The organism is Pseudooceanicola batsensis HTCC2597 (assembly GCF_000152725.1).
Classification (GTDB): Bacteria; Pseudomonadota; Alphaproteobacteria; order Rhodobacterales; family Rhodobacteraceae; genus Pseudooceanicola; species Pseudooceanicola batsensis.
Genome location: NZ_AAMO01000007.1, coordinates 153993 through 172785, shown reverse-complemented (window position 1 = coordinate 172785; position 18793 = coordinate 153993). Strand labels below are relative to the sequence as shown.

The window sequence follows — 18793 nt, the reverse complement described above, 5'->3', positions numbered from 1 at the left end:
GGATGTTTTATAGACTTTCCGGTGTCCACCACGCGAACTATGTCTCGGACAGCCGTATCTTCAAGGTCCCTGCCGACCGGAACCTGGCCGCGTTCATCCTCCTGTTGGGCCTTGCTGCGCCATTCATCATACCTTCGCTCTACCTGAACAGTTACATGCTCCCGTGGCTGATCTGGACGGCAGCCGCACTCGGGCTGAACCTGGTGACAGGTTGGGCTGGGCAGCTGCACCTGGGCTATGCCGCGGTGATGGCGGTCGGGGCGTACTCGGCGATCCACGCCGCTCGATTTGGGGTGCCGTGGGAATTTGCCCTGATCATCGGCGGGCTGATGTCATCCGTGATTGGCAGCCTGTTCGCCTTTGCCGCATTGCGGGTCAAGGGTCTCTACCTCGCCCTCACGACTCTTGCGATGCAGTTTGTGATGGATTGGGTTCTGACCCATTCGCCAATGATCTCAGGGGGCTCGCACGCATCGCTGCAATCGCCGACACTTGCGCTGCTCGGGCAGGACATCACGTCGGATACCGGGTATTACTATGTCGCTTTTGGATGGTGTGTGTTGGTCACGATCTTCATGCTCAACCTCAAGCGCTGCGGGCTTGGACGTGCCCTGGTCGCCGTGCGGGAAAAGGATTTTGCCGCCGCGATCCTGGGTGTGAACAGCTTCTACTACAAGATCCTGGCCTTCGCGACATCGTCGTTTATCGCCGGCGTCAGCGGTGCGTTGCTTGTTGCCACCTTCTTCTTTCTTGCCGCGCCAGAGCAGTTCTCGGTTGCCGTTTCGATCCAGGTTCTTGCGATGGTGATCGTTGGCGGGCTTGGCAGCATCATCGGATCCTATTTCGGTGTTGCCCTGATCCTGCTGGTTCCCGGTCTTGTGAACGGTCTTGTCGTTTCGATAAGCGAAGGGCTGGGCATGCAAGTGAACATCGAAACGCTCGCCCATATCCCGAACGCGGTCTATGGCGCGCTGATCGTCGTTATCCTTCTGATCGAACCGCTTGGTCTGGGGAAACTCTACGGCAACATCAGGGACTACCTGATGGTCTGGCCCTTCGATCAGTTCAAGAAATGAGGGAAATGTCGATGCAAGAAAAAGCTGAGGCCCAGCCCATCCTGTCCATGAACAGTGTCGAGGTGCTGTATGACAATGTAATGCTGGCGATCAAAGGTGTTTCAGTCCAGGTGCCAACGGGCGCGATGATCGCGCTGCTGGGCTCGAACGGCGCGGGGAAAAGCACCACGCTGAAAGCGATCAGCGGTCTACTGAAGGCCGAGCGCGGACGTATCAGCCGGGGCGAAGTGATGTTCCAGGGAACGGACATCACCGAGATGCTTGCCCAGAAGCGCGTCGAGATGGGCATCTGTCACGTCATCGAAGGGCGACGGGTCTTTGAACATCTGACGCCGGACGAGAACCTGACCGCCGCCGCGCCACGCGGCATGTCCCGGTCGGCGCTGAATGCGGAAAAGGAGAAAATCTACGCCTATTTCCCACGGCTTGCAGAACGCCGTAATTCGCAAGCGGGATACTTGTCGGGTGGCGAGCAACAGATGCTCGCCATCGGCAGAGCCCTGGTGACCCAACCGAAACTGCTGATGCTGGATGAACCAAGTCTTGGCCTTGCCCCGTTCCTGGTCGAAGAGATCTTTGGCATCCTGCAAAAGATCAATCAGGAGGAGGGCATGTCTGTCCTGCTGGTGGAACAGAACGCCCTGGCCGCACTGGAGATCGTTTCCGAAGGCTATCTGATCGAAAACGGTCGCGTTGTCATGCACGGCACGGCCGAGGCGCTCAAATCCAACTCAGATATTCAGGAGTTTTATCTCGGCGGCGGGGAAGCCACCGATTTTCACAATGTCAAACACTACAGCCGCCGCAAACGCTGGCTGAGTTGAGGTTTTAACCAAGACTGTTCAGGGAGGACACGATGAAGACACTTACAAAGGCGTTAGCCGCGATATCGCTGATGACCGGCATGGCAGCCGGAACGCAGGGCCAGACCGAACCATTCAAGGTCGGCGTCTGCTACGACCTCAGCAAGGCCTATACCTTTGCCACACCACAAGTGGCCCAGGCGGCGCAGGATCTGGCGAAGCTGATCAACATGAAGGGCGGGATTGGCGGCGAGCCGGTCGAAGTCATCGTGCGCGATCATGGGAACGAGCCGCAGCGCGGGATCGAGTGCTACTCCAAGCTCAGCCGCGAGGGCGTCTTTGTCTTTGACACGCTGTCCACGCCTGTATCCCTGGCAGTCCTGCCGCGGGCTATGGAAGATGAGAACATTCTGATGCAGTCGCTTGTGGGCCGCGGAGATGCCGTGGACGGCACGGTGTTTGACTGGGTCTATCCGATCGGGCCGACTTACTGGGGGCAGGCCGCCAACGACGTTGCCTATATCAAGCAATTGCATGACGGCGATATGTCGGATGTGAAGGTGGGCTTTGTCTATTTCGATTACCCGTTCGGGCAGGAGCCTATCGAGATCCTGGGAACCTTGTCCGAAAAAGAGGGTTTCGAGCTTCAACTCTATCCCGTGCCGCTTCCGGGCAGCGATCAAGCCGGTGTGTGGTCCAAGGTGCGCCGCGAAAAGCCTGACCACGTGATCGTCTGGATGCTGGGAGGCGCGCATGTGGTCGCCTCGAAAGAGATGAAGAGAAATGGCATCCCGATGGAGAAGTACATATCGGTCAACTGGCTGAACGAGGTGGACATTGCCAATATCGGCAACGAAGCAGCCATCGGTATCAAGCGCGGCACCAATGTCGTGGGTGGTCAGGATGTTGCCCTGTACCAGGAAATCATGACCGAGCTCTATGACAAGGGACAAGGTTCCGGCCCGATGGAAAAGACGCAGGACGTTTTCTACAACACCGGACTGGCCATGTATTCGATCATGTTCGAGGCGGCGCGCCGAGCGGCAGAGACCGATGGCCTTCCGATCACCGCCAAGTCCTACAAGGCGGCCTTGGAGACGCTGGAAGACTATGACGCCAACGGGCTGATGGCCCCGATCACGGTGACCGCCGACGATCATGGCGGTGGCGGCAAAACGCGTATCGAAATGTGGGACGGCAAGGCCTGGGTGCCGCAAACCGACTGGATCGCGGAATACACCGATGTCGTATGGGAAGTGGTGAAGAAAAGCTCTTCGAAATACGAACAATAAAAAGCGACCGAAAGATGGGCAACTGCCGTGAACGGCTGCGGCGCGCCCGGACCAGGATCAAGCCGGTAGACCATCATCCATGGGAGGTAAACATGGTGAACCTTACAAAGCAACTCAAGACTGTGGCTCTTGCCGCAGCGTTGGCAACAGGTGGGACGCTTGCGTCCGCGCAAGACAAGGAACCGATCCGGTTCGGGCTGTGCTTCGACCTCAGTAAATCGTATACCTTCATCTCGCCACAAGTGGCCCAGGCCGCGCAGGATCTGGCGATGTACACCAACGACAACGGTGGCATCGAAGGGCATCCGGTGGAAATAATCGTGCGCGATCACGGCAACGAACCCCAGCGTGGCGTTGAATGTTATGAGCAACTCAAGCGCGACGGTGTCTTCATCTTCAATTTCCTGTCCACCCCGGTCACGAACGCTGTTCTGCCGCGTGCCATGAAAGACGGCAACGTTCTGATGCAATCCTTCGTTGGCCGCGGCGACGCCGTGGATGGCGAAGTGTTCGAATGGGTTTTCCCGGTCGGTCCGACGTACTGGCAGCAGGCGGCAAATGACGTTGCCTTCATCAAGGGCCAGATGGACGGTGATCTGTCCAACGCGAAGATTGGCTTTATCTATCTGGATTACCCCTTCGGTCAGGAACCGATCGAGATCCTGAAAACACTTTCCGAAAAGGAAGGATTTGAGCTGGAGCTTTATCCCGTACCGCTTCCCGGGTCGGATCAGGCCGGTGCCTGGAGCAAAATCCGCCGTGACAAGCCAGACTATGTGATCAGCTGGCTTCTGGCGGGCGGGCATGTCGTCGCTTCGAAAGAAATGCGCCGCAACCGTTTCCCGATTGACCGTTATCTGTCGGTAAACTGGCTGAACGAAGTGGATATCGCCAACATCGGCGCACAAGAGGCGAAGGGCATCCTGCGCGGAACCAACGTGGCCGGTGGCCAGGAAGTTCCGATCGTGAAGACGATGCTGGACACCTACTATGCCAATGGCAAGGGCAGCGGGTCCGAAGAACTGGTCCGTGACGTTTACTACAACACTGGCATGGCGATTTACTCGGCCGGTTTTGAGGCTGCACGTATCGCAATTTCCGAAAACGGCTGGCCGATCACGCCGGAGAGCATGAAGGCGGCCTATGAATCGATCGAGAACTTCGACGCCAATGGCCTGATGGCTCCGGTTACAGTGACCGACAAAGACCACGGTGGCGGCGGCAAGACGCGCGTCGAACAATGGAATGGCCAAACCTGGGTTCCGCTGACCGACTGGAGCGCCGATTATCTCGACGTTGTGTGGGAAGTCATCAAGCACAGCTCGGCGACGTTCACCACCGAATAAGTCGGCCGAACAAGCATGAACTTCCCCGCGGCAAACCTGTCGCGGGGAAGCTTCGCCCCAAGTTTATCCAAAGAATACGAGGCAGGCATCATGAGCCCCATTGACGTGAACATCGCGGACGGTATCGCGACCGTCTCAATCAACCGGCCCGAGCGCAAGAATGCGCTTTCCGTGGCCGCGACAAACGGGTTGACCGATGCCTGGGAACAGATCGAAGCGGATGACAACGTGCGCGTGGCAATTCTAACCTCTGCCGATTGCGGGGTTTTCAGCGCGGGGCTGGATCTGAAGGAAGCCACGCAGATCAAACGCGACGAGGGTGTCGATATCCTGTCCAAGATGCGTGATCCGTTTCACGAGACCATGCGCGCCTGCAAGAAGCCGATCATCGCGGCGATGACGGGGTCGCTGATGGCGGGTGGCATGATGCTGACGCTGAATTGCGATCTCCGGGTCGGTCTCAAGGGGACCAAGGTCGGCATCACCGAGGTGAAGATCGGTCGTGGATCGCCTTGGGCGTCGCCGGCGCTGTCGATGTTGCCGCAGCCCATCTTGATGGAAATTGTTCTGACCGGCGACCTGATGCCGATCGAACGTTTGCACGATTACGGGTTCACCAACTACCTCGAAGAGACGCCCGATGCCGTTCGCTCACGCGCGCTCGAACTGGCCAGACGCATCGCCAGCGCGGCGCCGCTTTCGGTGATTGCGGCGAAAGGCAGCGTTCGCGCAACCATGGATCTGGGCTGTGCGGGTGGCCTTGAGGAAGGCAAGCGCCTGCACGAGGTGGTCTATGCCAGCAATGATGCCATTGAAGGCCCCAAGGCCTTTGCCGAAAAGCGCAGGCCGGTCTGGACCGGAACCTGAAGGAGACATACCATGAGCGACTTGATGCGATTGGACAGGGAAGGCCCCATCGGCGTCCTGCGCTTTCTTCAGCCAGCAAAGCGCAACCCCTACAGCATCGCCTTCGTCGATGAACTGGTGACCCACCTGCGCAAAGCGGAACGCGACGATACGATCCGTGCCGTTGTCATGACCGGTGGCGACCATTTCAGCAGCGGCGGCGATCTCGTCGGGTTTCAAACTGAGATCGCCAAAGGCGCGCGCGCGACATCGGAAATGGTGGACAAGGTCCACGATGGCGGGCGCGCGGCCTATCTGTTTCGCAAACCGCTGATTTCCGCCGTGTGCGGCGTCGCCTTCGGTGCGGGCCTCAGCCTGGCCCTGTCGGCGGATATTGTCGTGGCGGCAGAAGATGCCCGGCTGTGCGAGGTCTTTGCCCGCGTTGGCGGCTGTCCCGACACCGGGTCGAGCTGGCTTTTGCAGCAACGTGCCGGCGCGGGTGTGGCGCGGATGCTTGTTCTTACCGGGCGCGAGATCGACGGGCGGACCGCCCAGGAACTGCGCATCGTCGAAGACTGCGTTCCGGCCGACCAGGTCGAGACCCGCGCGCTGGAAATCGCGCGCGAGATTACCCAGCATCCGATGTTCGGTGTTCAGACCGCCAAGCGTGTGATGCGCGCCGCCGCGGAATGCAGTTATCTTGAGGCACTGGACATCGAGCGTGATTGCCAAAGCGTCCTGTTGTGCGCGCACGACTTTCCGGAGGCCATGAAAGCGTTCTCGGAAAAACGAAAGCCGGAATTCCAAGACCGCTGAACCGGTCGAAACCAAACCAGAAAATCAAGGAGATCCACGCCAATGAAGGTACTCGTGCCTGTGAAACGCGTGATCGACTACAACGTGAAGGTCCGCGTCAAGGCGGATGGCAACGGTGTCGATCTCGCTAACGTTAAGATGTCGATGAACCCGTTCGACGAAATCGCCGTCGAAGAGGCCATCCGCCTGAAGGAGGCCGGGAACGCCGAAGAGGTGGTCGTCGTCTCCATCGGTGTGAAGCAGGCGCAGGAAACCCTGCGGACCGCGCTCGCCATGGGTGCAGACCGCGCCATCCTGGTTGTCGCCGCCGATGACGTGCACACCGACATCGAACCGCTGGCCGTCGCCAAGATCCTCAAGGGTGTCATCGACGAGGAGGCCCCGGGCCTCGTCATCGCGGGCAAACAGGCGATCGACAACGACATGAACGCCACCGGCCAGATGCTGGCGGCCCTGCTCGGCTGGTCCCAGGCAACCTTTGCCAACGAGCTGGACATCGACGGCGACAGCGCCGTCGTGAAGCGTGAAGTCGACGGCGGTCTGCAGACCATCAAGGTCAAGATGCCCGCCATCGTCACCGCCGACCTGCGTCTGAACGAACCGCGCTATGCCTCGCTGCCCAATATCATGAAGGCGAAGAAAAAGCCGCTGGATGAGAAATCGGCCGACGACTACGGCGTCGACGTTTCGCCGCGACTGGAGATCGTGAAGACCTCCGAGCCCGAAGCGCGCAAAGCCGGTGAGATGGTGCCCGATGTGGATACCCTCGTGGCGAAACTCAAAGAGAAGGGGATTATGTAATGGCCGTTCTTCTGCTTGCCGAAGTCAACAACGGCGAACTGGCGCTGGACGCCACCGCCAAGGCTGTCTCTGCCTCCAAGGCTCTGGGCGATGTGACCGTCCTGGCCGTTGGCGCCTCCGCCAAGGCCGCAGGCGACACTGCCGCCAAGATCGACGGCGTCGCATCGGTTCTGGTCGCCGAGGATGCGCTTTACGGTCACCGCCTGGCGGAGCCTGTGTCGGCGCTGATCGTTTCCCTCGCGAGGGATTATTCGCACATCGTGGCCCCCGCCACGACGGATGCGAAGAACATCATGCCGCGTGTTGCTGCCCTGCTGGACAGCATGATCCTGACCGACGTGACCGGAGTGGTCGACGCCGATACCTTCGAGCGCCCGATCTACGCCGGCAACGCCATCCAGACTGTAAAGTCGAAGGATGAAAAGAAGGTTATCACCTTCCGGACCTCCACCTTCGACGCGGCCGGTGACGGCGGCTCCGCTTCTGTCGCGGATGCGGCCACGGCCGAGGATCCGGGCCTTTCGGAATGGGTCGAGGACGCGATGGCCGAGTCGGACCGCCCGGAACTGACCTCCGCCAAGGTGGTTGTCTCCGGTGGCCGCGGTGTCGGCTCCAAGGACGACTTCGCGATCATCGAGGGCCTCGCCGACAAGCTGGGCGCCGCCGTTGGCGCGTCCCGTGCAGCCGTCGACTCGGGCTATGCCCCGAACGACTGGCAGGTCGGCCAGACCGGCAAGGTTGTCGCGCCCGAGCTCTACATCGCCGTCGGCATCTCCGGCGCGATCCAGCACCTGGCAGGCATGAAGGACAGCAAGGTCATCGTCGCGATCAACAAGGACGAGGAGGCCCCGATCTTCCAGGTCGCCGACTACGGACTGGTCGCGGATCTTTTCACCGCCGTCCCCGAGTTCGTCGAGAAGCTCTGAGGCGCGGCACACGGTGCTTCACGGAAAGGCCCGCCAGACCGGCGGGCCTTTTTTTGCGTGTGGCGAGTGGAAGGCGGGCCCAACGGAACCACCCGGAGACGCGTGGTGCAAGAGCCGGTGACGCTTCGTCATCAGCTGCTCAGGATCGTTGTCAAGAAACGGAACGCTCGTTAGATTCCTCCAAATGAAAGCTTGGCTCGATAGGTAAGAAACATGTCTCTGATCAAGAACTCGCCTGGTTGGGCGGCGGATGAACACAAGATATTTGCGGATAGCACGCGCAAGCTTTTTGATGCCGAAATGGCCCCGAATATCGAAAAATGGGCCGAGCAGGGGATCGTGGACCGCGAGTTCTGGAAGTCCGCCGGACAGCAGGGCATCATGGGGGGCTCGATCGCCGAAGACTATGGCGGGTTCGGCGGCGGTATCGGGTTCGATGCGATTACCGTTTACGAACAAGGGCGTACCGGAGACATGGGGTGGGGCTATGGCATCCAGTCCATCGTGATCCATTACATCGACGCCTATGGCAGCGAAGAGCAGAAGAAAAAGTGGCTGCCGAAGCTGGTCAGCGGCGACCGTGTCGCGGCCATCGCGATGACCGAGCCGGGAACCGGCTCTGACCTTCAGAACGTCCAGACCCATGCGGAGAAGGACGGCAACCATTACAGGATCAACGGGTCGAAGAACTTCATTACCAATGGGCACACCGCCGATCTGGTGATCGTCGTGGCAAAAACCGACCGGGGCGCCGGCGCCAAGGGTGTTTCGCTGATCGTTCTGGAAACCGAAGATGCCGAGGGCTTTCGCCGGGGGCGCAACCTGAAGAAACTGGGCATGAAGGGGTCGGACACGGCGGAGCTGTTCTTCGAGGACGTGCGCGTGCCGACGGCGAACCTGCTCGGCCCGGAAGAGGGGCAGGGGTTTTATCAGCTGATGAAGCAACTGCCATGGGAGCGGCTGATGATCGGCATCACCGCGCTAGGCTTCATCGACTTTGCCATCGCCGAAACCGTGAAATACGTGCAGGACCGCAAGGCGTTCGGCAGCCGGATCATGGATTTCCAGAACACAAGGTTCAAGCTGGCGGAATGCAAGACCAAGGCCGAATTGCTGCGCAGTTTCGTCAATGACGGGATCGCACGGCTGGAAGCGGGCGAGCTTGATGCGGCCACGGCCTCGATGGCAAAGTGGTGGGGCAGCCAGACGCAGAACGAGGTCATGCATGAATGTCTGCAACTGCATGGCGGCTATGGCTTCATGATGGAATATCCGATCGCGCGGCTTTATGCCGACAGCCGTGTTCAGATGATCTATGGCGGCACGAACGAGATCATGAAGGAACTGATCGCACGTTCGATGGATGTGTGATCGACCCGGTGCCGGGTGGGGTTATTCCCCGCCCGGTCCGAAGATCTCTTCGTCGTGCTCTCCCAGTCCGGGGGCAGGGCGGTGGTCATGCCGCGCCGGTGTTGCCGAGAACCGGATCGGCGGGCGTGTTGTCCAGATGGCGCCTTCGCTCGGGTGATCGATCTGCTGAAAGAACCCGGTCGCGGCAAGATGGGGGTCGCTGGGCAAATCCGACAGGTTGTTCACTGGCATGGCGGGGATGTCGGCCTGCTCCATCAGGGCAAGCCAGTCATCCGTTGTCCGGGTCAGGGCAATCTGCGCCACCATATCGTATACCGCGCCGATGTTGCGGCTGCGCGCATCCATGTCGGTGACCCAGATGTGGTCAATCATGTCGTCGCGCCCGACCGCCATGAAGAACCGCGCCCACTGGACGTTGGTGTAGGGCAGAATCGTGATGTAGCCGTCCGCCGTCTGAACCGGGCGCCTGTGCGGAACCAGCATCCTTGCATAGCCGAAATCCCGCGGGGTTTCTTCGAAAGTGGCGCCGTCCAGATGCTCGACCATCAGAAAGGAGGCCAGCGTTTCGAACATCGGAACCTCGACATGCTGGGCTTCGCCCGTGCGCTCGCGGTGGAACAGGGCCGCCATGACGGCGTAGGCAGCTGTCACGCCGCCGAGCTTGTCGGCGAGGATCGTCGGGGCATAGGCGGGCGGAGCCTCGGGGTCACGCAATGTTGCTAGGCCGGCCAGACCCGAAACCGACTGGACGGAATCGTCAAAGGCGGGCTTGGCGGCATAGGGTCCGTCCTGCCCGAAGCCGGTGGCCGAGACCGTGATCAGCTTTGGGTTCTCGTGACGCAGGGTTTCGGGATCAAGCGAAAGGCGCGCAAGTGCGGCGGGCCGGATGCTTGAAATCATCACATCGGCATCCGAGAGAAGCTTGCGCAGCCGGTCGCGGCCGGTTTGCGTTTTCAGGTCGAGCACAACACTGCGCTTGTTGCGGTTGGTGCCCAGGAAGGCCGCGCCCATCAGCTTGCTGCGGGAGGGCTGGACCTGGCGAAGAAGATCGCCCTCAGGGCCTTCGACCTTGATCACATCGGCCCCCAGATCGCCCAGCATTTGCGTGGCCAAAGGTCCGAAGACCACCGAAGTCAGATCGACGACCTTCACGCCGTCAAGGATCGCGGGCTTTTTTGCTGCGGTCATTAATTTCCGTAACCTTTGTTATGAACGCGGCCCGAATTCGGCGCGCAGAGCTTTGCCTTCCGCATCAAAGGCAGGGCAGGGGCCAAGCGTCGCCTCACCGCCGCTGCGCCGGATCGGGGGCGTCGGGACATTGATTTCGCCAGAGGGCGTGGCAATGGCGGACCTGTCAAGCTGCGGGTGCGCGGACAGGGTCGCCACGTCGTTCACGGCACCGGAGGCAATGCCCGCAGCATCGAGCCGTTTCAGCATTCCGGCACGCTCATGCGCGGCGAACTCCGCCTTGATCAGCGCCTCCAGCGCGGGCTTGTTGTTCAGGCGCGATGTGTTGTCATGAAATCGCGGGTCCGATGCCAGTGTTGCGTCGCCCAGTATGTGTTCGCAAAACCGCTGCCATTCGCCGCTGTGCTGCACGGCAACGACGACCAGCTCACCGTCCTTGCACGGGTAGGCCCCGTAGGGGCAGATAACCGTGTGGTTCAGCCCGACACGTGGCGTCTCCTTGCCAAGGTAATCGTGATAGAGCAGCGGAACCGACATCCAGTCGGCCATCACGTCGAACATGGCCACCGAAACGCCGCTGCCCCTGCCGGTGCGGTCGCGCCCGACGAGCGCTTCGCAGATCCCGGCATGGGCTGTCATGCCGGTTGCGATGTCACAGACCGACACGCCAACCCGCCCCGGTCCGTCTGGCGTGCCCGTCACCGATGCCAGACCGCTTTCGCATTGCACCAGAAGGTCGTAGGCCTTGGCATTGCGCATCGGGCCGTCTTCGCCGTATCCGGTGATGTCGCAGGTCACCAGGCGCGGGAACCTTTCTCGCAGGGTCGCGGAGTCGAGCCCGAGCTTGGCCAGCGCGCCCGGCAGCAGGTTCTGAATAAACACATCCGCGTTTTTGAGCATCCTGAGCAAGACTTCCCGGTCCTCGTCCGCCTTGATATCCAGCGCGACCGATTCTTTTCCCCGGTTCAGCCATGTGAAATAGGCGCTTTCGCCATTGGCGGCGGTATCGTAGGCGCGCGCGAAATCCCCCGTGCCCTTGCGTTCGATTTTAATCACACGCGCGCCGGCATCGGCCAGCCGCGAAGAGCAAAAGGGTGCCGCCACCGCCTGTTCGAGCGTGACGACGAGCTTGCCGGAAAGGGGGGTTAAGTCTGAACCTGACATGAGTTTCTCGCAGATGATCCTGGGCGCTTGACTAAATCTAACAAATGTTAGAAATATTGGCAACACGCTTGACCAGCGACTGAGACATTTTGAGGAGAACGCCGGTGCCGGATGCCACAGGACCAGACCAGATATTCCAGAACGCGCTGGCAATGGGAGAGATCGTGCTGCCCAGATGCGATGATTGCGGGGCCTATCACTTCTTTCCCAGAATCCTGTGCCCGCATTGCCATGGCACCGCGATTTCGTGGTCGCAGGCCAGCGGCAAGGGCCGGGTTCATACCACCACGGTCGTGCGCCGCAAACCCGAGCGCGGCGGCGACTATAATATTTGCATGGTCGAGCTGGAGGAAGGTGTCCGGATGATGAGCCGGGTCGAGGGCATCGCCCCGGGTGATGTCACCATCGACATGGCCGTGACCGCTTTCGTGGGCGAGGCCGAGGGCGCCCCCGCCGTACTTTTCAAGCCGTCGGAGGGATAAGCCATGACCACTGAACTTCGGGGAAAATCCGCCATTGTGGGCACCGGCCACGCAGGGTTTGGCGAGGCGCATGGGCTGACCGCCTATGATGTCATGGCGCAATCCGCGCTTGCGGCACTTGGCGATGCGGGGCTGAAGCTGTCAGATGTGGATGGTCTGTTCTGCACCATGATGGAAGACAGCATGCCGGCGCTGATGGCGGCTGAATATCTGGGTATTCAGCCCCGGTTCATCGACGGCACCATGACGGGCGGATCGTCCTTCGTGAATTACCTGACCTCCGCCACCATGGCGCTGGAGGCCGGTCTGTGTGACGTGGCGCTGATCGTTTATGGCTCCAACCAGCGCACGGCGTCGGGCAGGCTGGTGACGGCCTCGCGTCCGCCCGCCTATGAGGCGCCATATAATCCGCGCTATCCGATTTCCGCCTATGCGATGGCGGCGGCACGGCACATGCATGAATATGGCACCACCCGTGAAAATCTGGCCGATGTGGCGGTGGCCGCGCGAGCCTGGGCGCAGGCCAACCCCGAGGCGTTCGAGCGCGGCCCGCTCAGCCGCGAGGACGTGCTGGGCGCGCGCATGGTGGGTGATCCGCTGACTGTGCGCGATTGCTGTCTGGTCACCGATGGCGGCGGGGCGATCGTAATGGTGCGCGCCGAGCGCGCACGCGACTTCCCCAAGGCGCCAGTTTACGTCCTGGGCAGCGCGGCGGAAAGCTCGCACCGGCAAATCTCGCAGATGAAGGATTTCACCGTGACGGCCGCCCGCGAATCCGGCGCACGCGCCTTTGCCGCGGCGGGCGTGTCGTCTTCGGACATTCAGGCGGTCGAGCTTTACGATGCGTTTACCATCAACACGATCCTGTTTCTGGAAGATCTCGGCTTTTGCGCCAAGGGCGAGGGCGGGGCCTTTGTCGGGGACGGGCGTATCGCGCCGGGCGGGGCCTTGCCGGTGAACACCAACGGCGGGGGCCTGTCCTGTGTGCACCCCGGCATGTACGGCATCTTTACCGTGATCGAGGCCGCGCGTCAGATTCGGGGCGACGCGCCGGGCATTCAGTTGAACGATATCGACCTGGCGCTGGCGCATGGCAACGGCGGTGTGCTGTCCAGCCAGGTCACGGCCATTCTGGGGTCGCAAAACACGCTCTGACGGCAACTAAGGGAGGAAAGTAAATGCCATTGGATTTCGATGCACTATCGAACTGGGATTTTGAGGAAGTCGAACAGACGCTGACCGAGCGGGATACAATCCTTTATGCGCTCGGCCTTGGGTTCGGCGAAGATCCGGCCGACAAAAAGGAACTGGCCTATGTCTATGAGGACGGGCTCAAGGCCGTTCCCTCGATGGCTGTCGTCATGGGGTATCCGGGCTTCTGGCTGCGCGATCCCAAGACGGGCGTGAACTGGCAGAAAGTGCTGCACGGCGAACAGTGGCTGGATATCTACAAGCCGCTGCCGACCCATGGCCGGATTGTCGGCCGCAGCAAGATCGACTTCATCTCGGACAAGGGCGAGGGCAAGGGCGCCGTCATCTACCAGAGCCGCGATATCGTCGACGCGGACACCGGCGACAAGTTGGCGCGCGTGGCGATGTCGGCCTTCTGCCGCGGCGATGGCGGCTTTGGCGGCGACAACAGGCCCGGCCCGGCTCCGGCGGCGCTGCCTGATCGCGCGCCCGATCATGTCTGCGACATCGACACCCTGCCGCGCCAGGCGCTGATTTATCGTCTCAGCGGTGACTATAACCCGCTTCATGCCGATCCGGATGTCGCCCGCTCGGTCGGGTTCGATCGCCCGATCCTGCATGGTCTGGCGACCTATGGGCTGGCGGCGCGGGCGATCCTCAAGACGCTGCTCGACTATGATGCCGCCCGGCTTGTCGGTCTGGATGTCCGGTTCTCGGCACCGGTCTATCCCGGCGAAACCGTGCGGTTCGAAATTTGGGAAGAGAACGGCGAGGCCCGGTTCCGCGCGTCGATCCCGACCCGCGATGTGGTGGTTCTGAACAACGGCGCGGCACGCTTCGCCTGAGGTAGTGAAGATGGCTCAACCGCTCAAGGATATCCTGGTGCTGGATTTCAGCACCCTTCTTCCCGGTCCGATGGCCACGCTCATGCTGTCAGAGGCTGGGGCCGAGGTGATCAAGTTCGAGCGCCCGGGCACGGGCGAGGACGCCCGCCTGACCGCGCCGAAAATTGACGGTGAGAGCATTGGCTTCTCCGTTCTGAATCACGGCAAGCGGTCGGTGGCGATCGACCTCAAGTCAAAGGGCGCAATAGAAGTTCTGCGTCCTTTGCTTGAAAAGGCCGATGTTCTGGTAGAGCAGTTTCGCCCCGGTGTGATGGACAGGCTCGGGCTGGGATACGACACCGTCCGCGAGATCAATCCGGGCCTCATCTACTGCTCGATTACCGGTTACGGACAGACCGGACCGAAGGCCAGCGCCGCCGGTCATGACCTCAACTACGTGGGCGATGCGGGTATCCTGTCACTGAGCCGGGGCCCGGACGAACAGCCGACTATGCCATACGGTCTGATCGCCGACATCGGGGGCGGCACCTATCCAGCGGTCGTCAACATCCTGCTGGCGCTGATGGCGCGGCAACAGAGCGGAAAGGGGACGCATCTGGATATCGCCATGTCCGAAGGGGCGTTTGCCTTTGCTTATTGGGCGCATGCGGAAGGTGTGATCGCGGGGCAAGAGATCGAAAACGCCTCTGGCCGTTTGACCGGCGGGCTGGCCCGTTATCGGCTCTATACCGCTGCGGATGGGCGCCAGATTGCGGTTGGTGCGTTGGAAGAAAAGTTCTGGCAATCGTTCTGCGATGTTATTGGCCTGCCGCAGGATCTTCGCGATGACTGGTCCGACCCCGATGCCAGCGCCGCCGAAGTCGCGCGCCTTTTGGGCGAGCAACCCTCGACCCATTGGGGGCCTTTGCTGGCGGCGGCCGATTGTTGTTGTTCCGTCGTGAAAACGCCCGCAGAGGCGTCGACCGAGGCGCATTTCACCGCGCGCGGCGCATTCGGACGGACCCTGAACATATCCGGACAGGAGGCGCCCGCATTGCCGCTGCCAATCGCGCCGGCATTCCGCGCTCCGGCGAGTTCGGCGGGGCGTGCGGCCGTCCTTGGCGAAGACAACGCGCGTTACGGGCTGGACGAGCCTGAGACAGAGTAAACCCGGTTGACGCGCTGGTTGAGACTCACTATTCTAACAGGTGTTAGAAAAACGGAGATGCACGATGGTCAAGCCCAATGACGACCTGCCGACAGAAGCCGAACGCTATGTCATGCCATCGCATTATGTCGAAAGCGACAGCCTGGAAGTGCAGGGGTTTGTGACAACGGCCTTGCGCGATCTCTCGCCGGATGCGTCCAAGCGGGACAAGGCGATCCGCCTGTTCGAAGCGGTCCGCGATGACATCCGGTATGATCCATACACATTCGCGCTGGATGAAGACTCCTACCGTGCAAGCCATATTGCCGGGGCAGAGGCGGCTTTTTGCGTTCCCAAGGCGATCTTGCTTGCCGCCTGTCTGCGTGCCGTCGGCATTCCCGCCGCATTGGGGTTTGCGGATGTGCGCAACCACCTGAACACACCCAAGCTGCAGGAGCTGATGGGCACCGATCTTTTCATCTATCACGGCTACGTTCAGTTGTGGCTGGATGGAGAGCCTTACAAGGTCACGCCTGCCTTCAACATGGATCTGTGCGAAAGGTTCGGGGTCAAGCCTCTGGTCTTTGACGGCTATCACGACGCCCTGTTTCATGAATTCGACGAACAGGACCAGCGCCACATGGAATATGTGAACGACCGGGGGCTCTATTTCGATGCGCCGATGGAGGAGTTCCTGAACGCCTTCAGCGCAACCTACCCGAAACTGGAAGAGTTCAACCGCATTCGGATTTCCAGGGATGCGAACGGGTACGATGCCGGATTCGCGAAGGAGGGTTCCTCTTGAGGTATCTGAAAGACTTCTCACCGGGCCAGGTCTATCGCTTCCGAACCGCCCCGTTGAGCGCGGATTCAATAAAGGCATTCGCCACGGAATGGGACCCGCAGCGACTGCACATCGACGAAGATCATGCGACCAGCATCCATGGCAGCCTGATCGCCTCGGGGTTTCAGACGATGCTAGAGGTGTTCAGGCCGGTCATGGCCGAGATGATGGTCGATGTTGCCAATATCGGCGGTCTGGGCTTTGACAATCTGCGCTGGTTGCGGCCCGTGCGCCCGGATGAACCCCTTGATGTTGAGATGACGGTCAACTCGGTGACGCCGTCCAAAAGCAAGCCCGACAGGGGTGTCTTGCACTATACGCTCAGCGCCAAGAATCCGATCGGCGAGGTGGTTTTTTCAACCGATACCCCCGTGATGATCCAGCGAAAACAAAATGACACAGACTGACATGCAATCCAGCGAACAAGAAGAAGACCTTCGCCTGCTGCGTGAAAGCGCGCGCACGCTGTTTGACCGAGCGGGCGGAAGTGGACGGGCGCGAAAACTCCGCGATGCCGGGGGCGAATTTGACCCGGATATGATCCGGGAACTGGCCGAAGCCGGTGTTTTCGGCGTGGCGGTGCCCGAAGACCAGGGGGGGCTTGGCATGGGCCTCGCCGCCGGCGGCGTCATCGCCGAGGAAGCCGGCCGCGTAATCGCACCGGAACCGGTGGTGGCGACGATCGGTCTGGGTCTCGGGCTTCTGCACCGCCTTTGCCCGGACCATCCGAAGTTGGCCCAGCTCATCGGCGGCGAGGCTTCGCTGGCGGTTGCCTGGCAGGAACGTGGCCCGGGCGGCGCGCCCGCCCAAGCGACCTGCCGATACGCGGAGGGCAAGCTGACAGGTGGCAAGGCCTGGGTGGTCGGCGCGGCGGGATCGCAGGGTTTCCTTGTTGTGGCCGAAGGTGACGATGGCCCGGTCCTGGTTCTGGCCGAGGTCGGTGCGGCCGGGCTTGTCACGAACACGCGGGCGCAGGCCGACGGCAGTTCCCTGGGCGAGCTTTCGTTCTCGGCAACCCCGGCCGAGGAACTGGCCAGCGGCGCCGAGGTTCGGAATGCTCTGGCCGAGGCTGTGGCCGATGCCACGGCGCTTGCCGCGGCAGAGCTTGTCGGCCTGTGCCAACGCGCCTTCGAGATTACCCTCGACTACATCAAGACGCGCGAGCAGTTCGACAAGCCGATCGGGTCGTTCCAGGTCATCCAGCACCGTGCCGTCGATCTTAACGTGATGTGCGAGGTCGCCCAGGCCGGAGTGCGCGAAGTTCTGGCGCGGATGGACGGTGAAACAGACGCAAATACCCGGTCAAGGCTGGCCAGCCGGGCCAAGGCGCGGGCCGTCACCGCCGCAAAGAAAGTCACCCGCGACGCCATCCAGCTGCACGGGGCAGTCGGCTACTCCGACGAGTTCGATATCGGGCTTTACATGAACCGGGCGCTGGTGCTGTCGGCCTGGCTGGGCGACGACGCCTATCACCGCCGGGCCTGGTTCGACGCGCGCGAAGAAGAGGGGGCCGCACAATGACCGACTGGAACGCAATGAGCGATGCGGAGTTCCGCAAGGAAGTGCGCGGTTTTTTTGAGGCCGAGTACCCCGAGGAGCTGCGCCACCTGCCGCACCGACCCAAATTTTGCGAGATCGAACCCTGGCACCGCAAGCTGCACGCCAGAGGCTGGGTCGCGCCGGCTTGGCCTGCGGAATATGGCGGCATGGGGCTGAACGCCGCCAAACTCTTGATCTTTTACGAAGAACAGCAACGCTGGGGTGTCAATCGCGGGCGCGATATGGGTGTGCAGATGGTCGGCCCGCTGATCATCAAGTTTGGCACCCAGGAACAGAAGGACTATTGGCTGCCGCGCATTCTCAGTTGCGAGGACATCTGGTGCCAGGGCTATTCCGAACCCGGTGCCGGGTCCGATCTGGCCAACCTGCGCACCCGCGCGGAGATTGACGGCGACGAGTTCGTCATAAACGGGCAGAAGATCTGGACCACGATGGCGCATGACGCCACGCATATCTTCATGCTGGTGCGCACCGAACCGGACACGCCCAGGAAACAGCAGGGCATCAGCTTTGTCCTGGCCCCGATGGATCAGCCCGGCGTCGAGGTGCGCACGATCACCACGCTTTCCGGGGAAACCGAGTTTTGCGAGGTCTTTTTCGACAATGCCCGCACGCCGCGCGAAAACCTCGTGGGCGAGTTGAACAAGGGCTGGAGCATGGCCAAGGCGCTCCTGAGCTTCGAGCGCATCTTCATCGGCGCGCCCAGCCTGGCCCAGAACGCCCTGGGTCAGCTTGAGAGCTTTGCCCGGGGCCGTGGCGCTTTCGACGATCCGGTATTCCGTGACCGTTTTGCACAGGCCGCGCTTGATGTAGAGGATCACGCCGCGCTTTACGCCCGCTTCGCCGACCAACTGAAGCGAGGCGAAACGCTGGGCGCGGATGTCTCGATGCTCAAGATCTGGGTGACCGAGTGCTTTCAGCGCATCACCGAATTGATGATCGAGGCCGCCGGACCCGATGGCGGCACCGTCGGCCCGCTTCAGGTCGGCAACGTAAGTGTCGATGTCCTTGCGAGCTTCTACAAGGCCAGGCCGACCACGATCTACGGCGGATCGAACGAAATCCAGCGAAACATCCTGTCCAAGGCCGTTCTCGGACTGCCAGGCTAAACCCATA

At 61.2% G+C, this 18793-nt stretch carries 19 protein-coding genes; 17 read left to right on the top strand and 2 right to left on the bottom strand.

The features are described from left to right. Nucleotides 1-2: 2 nt before the first annotated feature. From OB2597_RS00830 to OB2597_RS00790, 9 genes are all read left to right on the top strand, one after another. Nucleotides 3-1076 carry a branched-chain amino acid ABC transporter permease gene (locus OB2597_RS00830; RefSeq protein ID WP_009803604.1) on the top strand — a complete coding sequence of 358 codons (1074 nt, stop codon included), beginning with the start codon at nt 3-5 and terminating at the stop codon, nt 1074-1076. A gap of 11 nt (nt 1077-1087) precedes the next feature. Further along, a complete protein-coding gene (locus OB2597_RS00825; RefSeq protein WP_040608829.1) occupies nt 1088-1900 on the top strand; it encodes an ABC transporter ATP-binding protein in 813 nt (270 codons plus the stop codon). Nucleotides 1901-1932: 32 nt separating this feature from the next. Further along, nucleotides 1933-3171 carry an ABC transporter substrate-binding protein gene (locus OB2597_RS00820; protein WP_040608771.1) on the top strand — a complete coding sequence of 413 codons (1239 nt, stop codon included), beginning with the start codon at nt 1933-1935 and terminating at the stop codon, nt 3169-3171. A 92-nt stretch (nt 3172-3263) separates the two neighbouring features. Next, a complete protein-coding gene (locus OB2597_RS00815; protein WP_040608827.1) occupies nt 3264-4517 on the top strand; it encodes an ABC transporter substrate-binding protein in 1254 nt (417 codons plus the stop codon). A gap of 15 nt (nt 4518-4532) precedes the next feature. Beyond that, the gene (locus tag OB2597_RS00810) at nt 4533-5384 is read left to right on the top strand and encodes an enoyl-CoA hydratase-related protein (protein ID WP_238529687.1); all 852 of its coding nucleotides are present in this window, start codon (nt 4533-4535) and stop codon (nt 5382-5384) included. Nucleotides 5385-5396: 12 nt separating this feature from the next. Further along, a complete protein-coding gene (locus OB2597_RS00805) occupies nt 5397-6179 on the top strand; it encodes an enoyl-CoA hydratase/isomerase family protein (RefSeq protein ID WP_009803599.1) in 783 nt (260 codons plus the stop codon). A 42-nt stretch (nt 6180-6221) separates the two neighbouring features. After that, nucleotides 6222-6980, top strand: a complete 759-nt coding sequence (locus OB2597_RS00800) for an electron transfer flavoprotein subunit beta/FixA family protein (protein ID WP_009803598.1) — start codon at nt 6222-6224, stop codon at nt 6978-6980. Continuing rightward, nucleotides 6980-7906: an electron transfer flavoprotein subunit alpha/FixB family protein gene (locus OB2597_RS00795; protein ID WP_009803597.1), complete on the top strand. Its 927-nt coding sequence runs from the start codon at nt 6980-6982 to the stop codon at nt 7904-7906. The genes OB2597_RS00800 and OB2597_RS00795 overlap by 1 nt, the downstream gene beginning before the upstream one ends. Before the next feature lie 213 nt (nt 7907-8119). Then, on the top strand, nt 8120-9277 hold the full coding sequence (locus OB2597_RS00790) for an acyl-CoA dehydrogenase family protein (protein ID WP_009803596.1): 1158 nt from the start codon (nt 8120-8122) through the stop codon (nt 9275-9277). A 21-nt stretch (nt 9278-9298) separates the two neighbouring features. On the opposite strand, the gene OB2597_RS00785 is transcribed toward OB2597_RS00790, so the two are convergent. Both OB2597_RS00785 and OB2597_RS00780 read right to left on the bottom strand, forming a co-directional pair. After that, nucleotides 9299-10465 (bottom strand): CaiB/BaiF CoA transferase family protein, encoded by a 1167-nt coding sequence (locus OB2597_RS00785; RefSeq protein ID WP_009803595.1) that lies wholly within the window; start codon nt 10463-10465, stop codon nt 9299-9301. A gap of 18 nt (nt 10466-10483) precedes the next feature. After that, nucleotides 10484-11629, bottom strand: coding sequence for a CaiB/BaiF CoA transferase family protein (locus OB2597_RS00780; RefSeq protein ID WP_009803594.1), 1146 nt, complete (start codon nt 11627-11629; stop codon nt 10484-10486). Nucleotides 11630-11733: 104 nt separating this feature from the next. Between OB2597_RS00780 and OB2597_RS00775 the strand changes: the two genes are divergently transcribed. The 8 genes from OB2597_RS00775 (at nt 11734) to OB2597_RS00740 (ending at nt 18786) form a co-directional block, all read left to right on the top strand. Continuing rightward, nucleotides 11734-12111, top strand: coding sequence for a Zn-ribbon domain-containing OB-fold protein (locus tag OB2597_RS00775; RefSeq protein ID WP_040608770.1), 378 nt, complete (start codon nt 11734-11736; stop codon nt 12109-12111). 3 nt (nt 12112-12114) lie between these two features. Next, a complete protein-coding gene (locus OB2597_RS00770; protein WP_040608769.1) occupies nt 12115-13266 on the top strand; it encodes an acetyl-CoA acetyltransferase in 1152 nt (383 codons plus the stop codon). Between the two features lie 23 nt (nt 13267-13289). Next, nucleotides 13290-14147, top strand: a complete 858-nt coding sequence (locus tag OB2597_RS00765) for a MaoC/PaaZ C-terminal domain-containing protein (protein ID WP_193371876.1) — start codon at nt 13290-13292, stop codon at nt 14145-14147. Nucleotides 14148-14157: 10 nt separating this feature from the next. Further along, nucleotides 14158-15294, top strand: coding sequence for a CaiB/BaiF CoA transferase family protein (locus OB2597_RS00760; RefSeq protein WP_009803590.1), 1137 nt, complete (start codon nt 14158-14160; stop codon nt 15292-15294). Nucleotides 15295-15358: 64 nt separating this feature from the next. After that, nucleotides 15359-16078: a transglutaminase-like domain-containing protein gene (locus OB2597_RS00755; protein ID WP_009803589.1), complete on the top strand. Its 720-nt coding sequence runs from the start codon at nt 15359-15361 to the stop codon at nt 16076-16078. Continuing rightward, entirely contained in the window at nt 16075-16524 is a 450-nt protein-coding gene (locus OB2597_RS00750; protein ID WP_009803588.1) for a MaoC family dehydratase, read from the top strand. The genes OB2597_RS00755 and OB2597_RS00750 overlap by 4 nt, the downstream gene beginning before the upstream one ends. Next, nucleotides 16511-17638: an acyl-CoA dehydrogenase family protein gene (locus tag OB2597_RS00745; RefSeq protein WP_148234632.1), complete on the top strand. Its 1128-nt coding sequence runs from the start codon at nt 16511-16513 to the stop codon at nt 17636-17638. Before OB2597_RS00750 ends, OB2597_RS00745 begins: the two co-directional genes overlap by 14 nt. Further along, nucleotides 17635-18786: an acyl-CoA dehydrogenase family protein gene (locus tag OB2597_RS00740; protein ID WP_009803586.1), complete on the top strand. Its 1152-nt coding sequence runs from the start codon at nt 17635-17637 to the stop codon at nt 18784-18786. The genes OB2597_RS00745 and OB2597_RS00740 overlap by 4 nt, the downstream gene beginning before the upstream one ends. The last annotated feature ends 7 nt before the right edge of the window (nt 18787-18793 follow it).

Coding starts and splice junctions, on each gene's coding strand:
- OB2597_RS00815 (WP_040608827.1), top strand. CDS start 3,264: ATGGTGAACCTTACAAAGCAACTCAAGACTGTGGCTCTTGCCGCAGCG.
- OB2597_RS00830 (WP_009803604.1), top strand. CDS start 3: ATGTTTTATAGACTTTCCGGTGTCCACCACGCGAACTATGTCTCGGAC.
- OB2597_RS00745 (WP_148234632.1), top strand. CDS start 16,511: ATGACACAGACTGACATGCAATCCAGCGAACAAGAAGAAGACCTTCGC.
- OB2597_RS00770 (WP_040608769.1), top strand. CDS start 12,115: ATGACCACTGAACTTCGGGGAAAATCCGCCATTGTGGGCACCGGCCAC.
- OB2597_RS00820 (WP_040608771.1), top strand. CDS start 1,933: ATGAAGACACTTACAAAGGCGTTAGCCGCGATATCGCTGATGACCGGC.
- OB2597_RS00765 (WP_193371876.1), top strand. CDS start 13,290: ATGCCATTGGATTTCGATGCACTATCGAACTGGGATTTTGAGGAAGTC.
- OB2597_RS00795 (WP_009803597.1), top strand. CDS start 6,980: ATGGCCGTTCTTCTGCTTGCCGAAGTCAACAACGGCGAACTGGCGCTG.
- OB2597_RS00740 (WP_009803586.1), top strand. CDS start 17,635: ATGACCGACTGGAACGCAATGAGCGATGCGGAGTTCCGCAAGGAAGTG.
- OB2597_RS00785 (WP_009803595.1), bottom strand. CDS start 10,465: ATGACCGCAGCAAAAAAGCCCGCGATCCTTGACGGCGTGAAGGTCGTC.
- OB2597_RS00755 (WP_009803589.1), top strand. CDS start 15,359: ATGGTCAAGCCCAATGACGACCTGCCGACAGAAGCCGAACGCTATGTC.
- OB2597_RS00825 (WP_040608829.1), top strand. CDS start 1,088: ATGCAAGAAAAAGCTGAGGCCCAGCCCATCCTGTCCATGAACAGTGTC.
- OB2597_RS00805 (WP_009803599.1), top strand. CDS start 5,397: ATGAGCGACTTGATGCGATTGGACAGGGAAGGCCCCATCGGCGTCCTG.
- OB2597_RS00790 (WP_009803596.1), top strand. CDS start 8,120: ATGTCTCTGATCAAGAACTCGCCTGGTTGGGCGGCGGATGAACACAAG.
- OB2597_RS00800 (WP_009803598.1), top strand. CDS start 6,222: ATGAAGGTACTCGTGCCTGTGAAACGCGTGATCGACTACAACGTGAAG.
- OB2597_RS00760 (WP_009803590.1), top strand. CDS start 14,158: ATGGCTCAACCGCTCAAGGATATCCTGGTGCTGGATTTCAGCACCCTT.
- OB2597_RS00810 (WP_238529687.1), top strand. CDS start 4,533: ATGAACTTCCCCGCGGCAAACCTGTCGCGGGGAAGCTTCGCCCCAAGT.
- OB2597_RS00780 (WP_009803594.1), bottom strand. CDS start 11,629: ATGTCAGGTTCAGACTTAACCCCCCTTTCCGGCAAGCTCGTCGTCACG.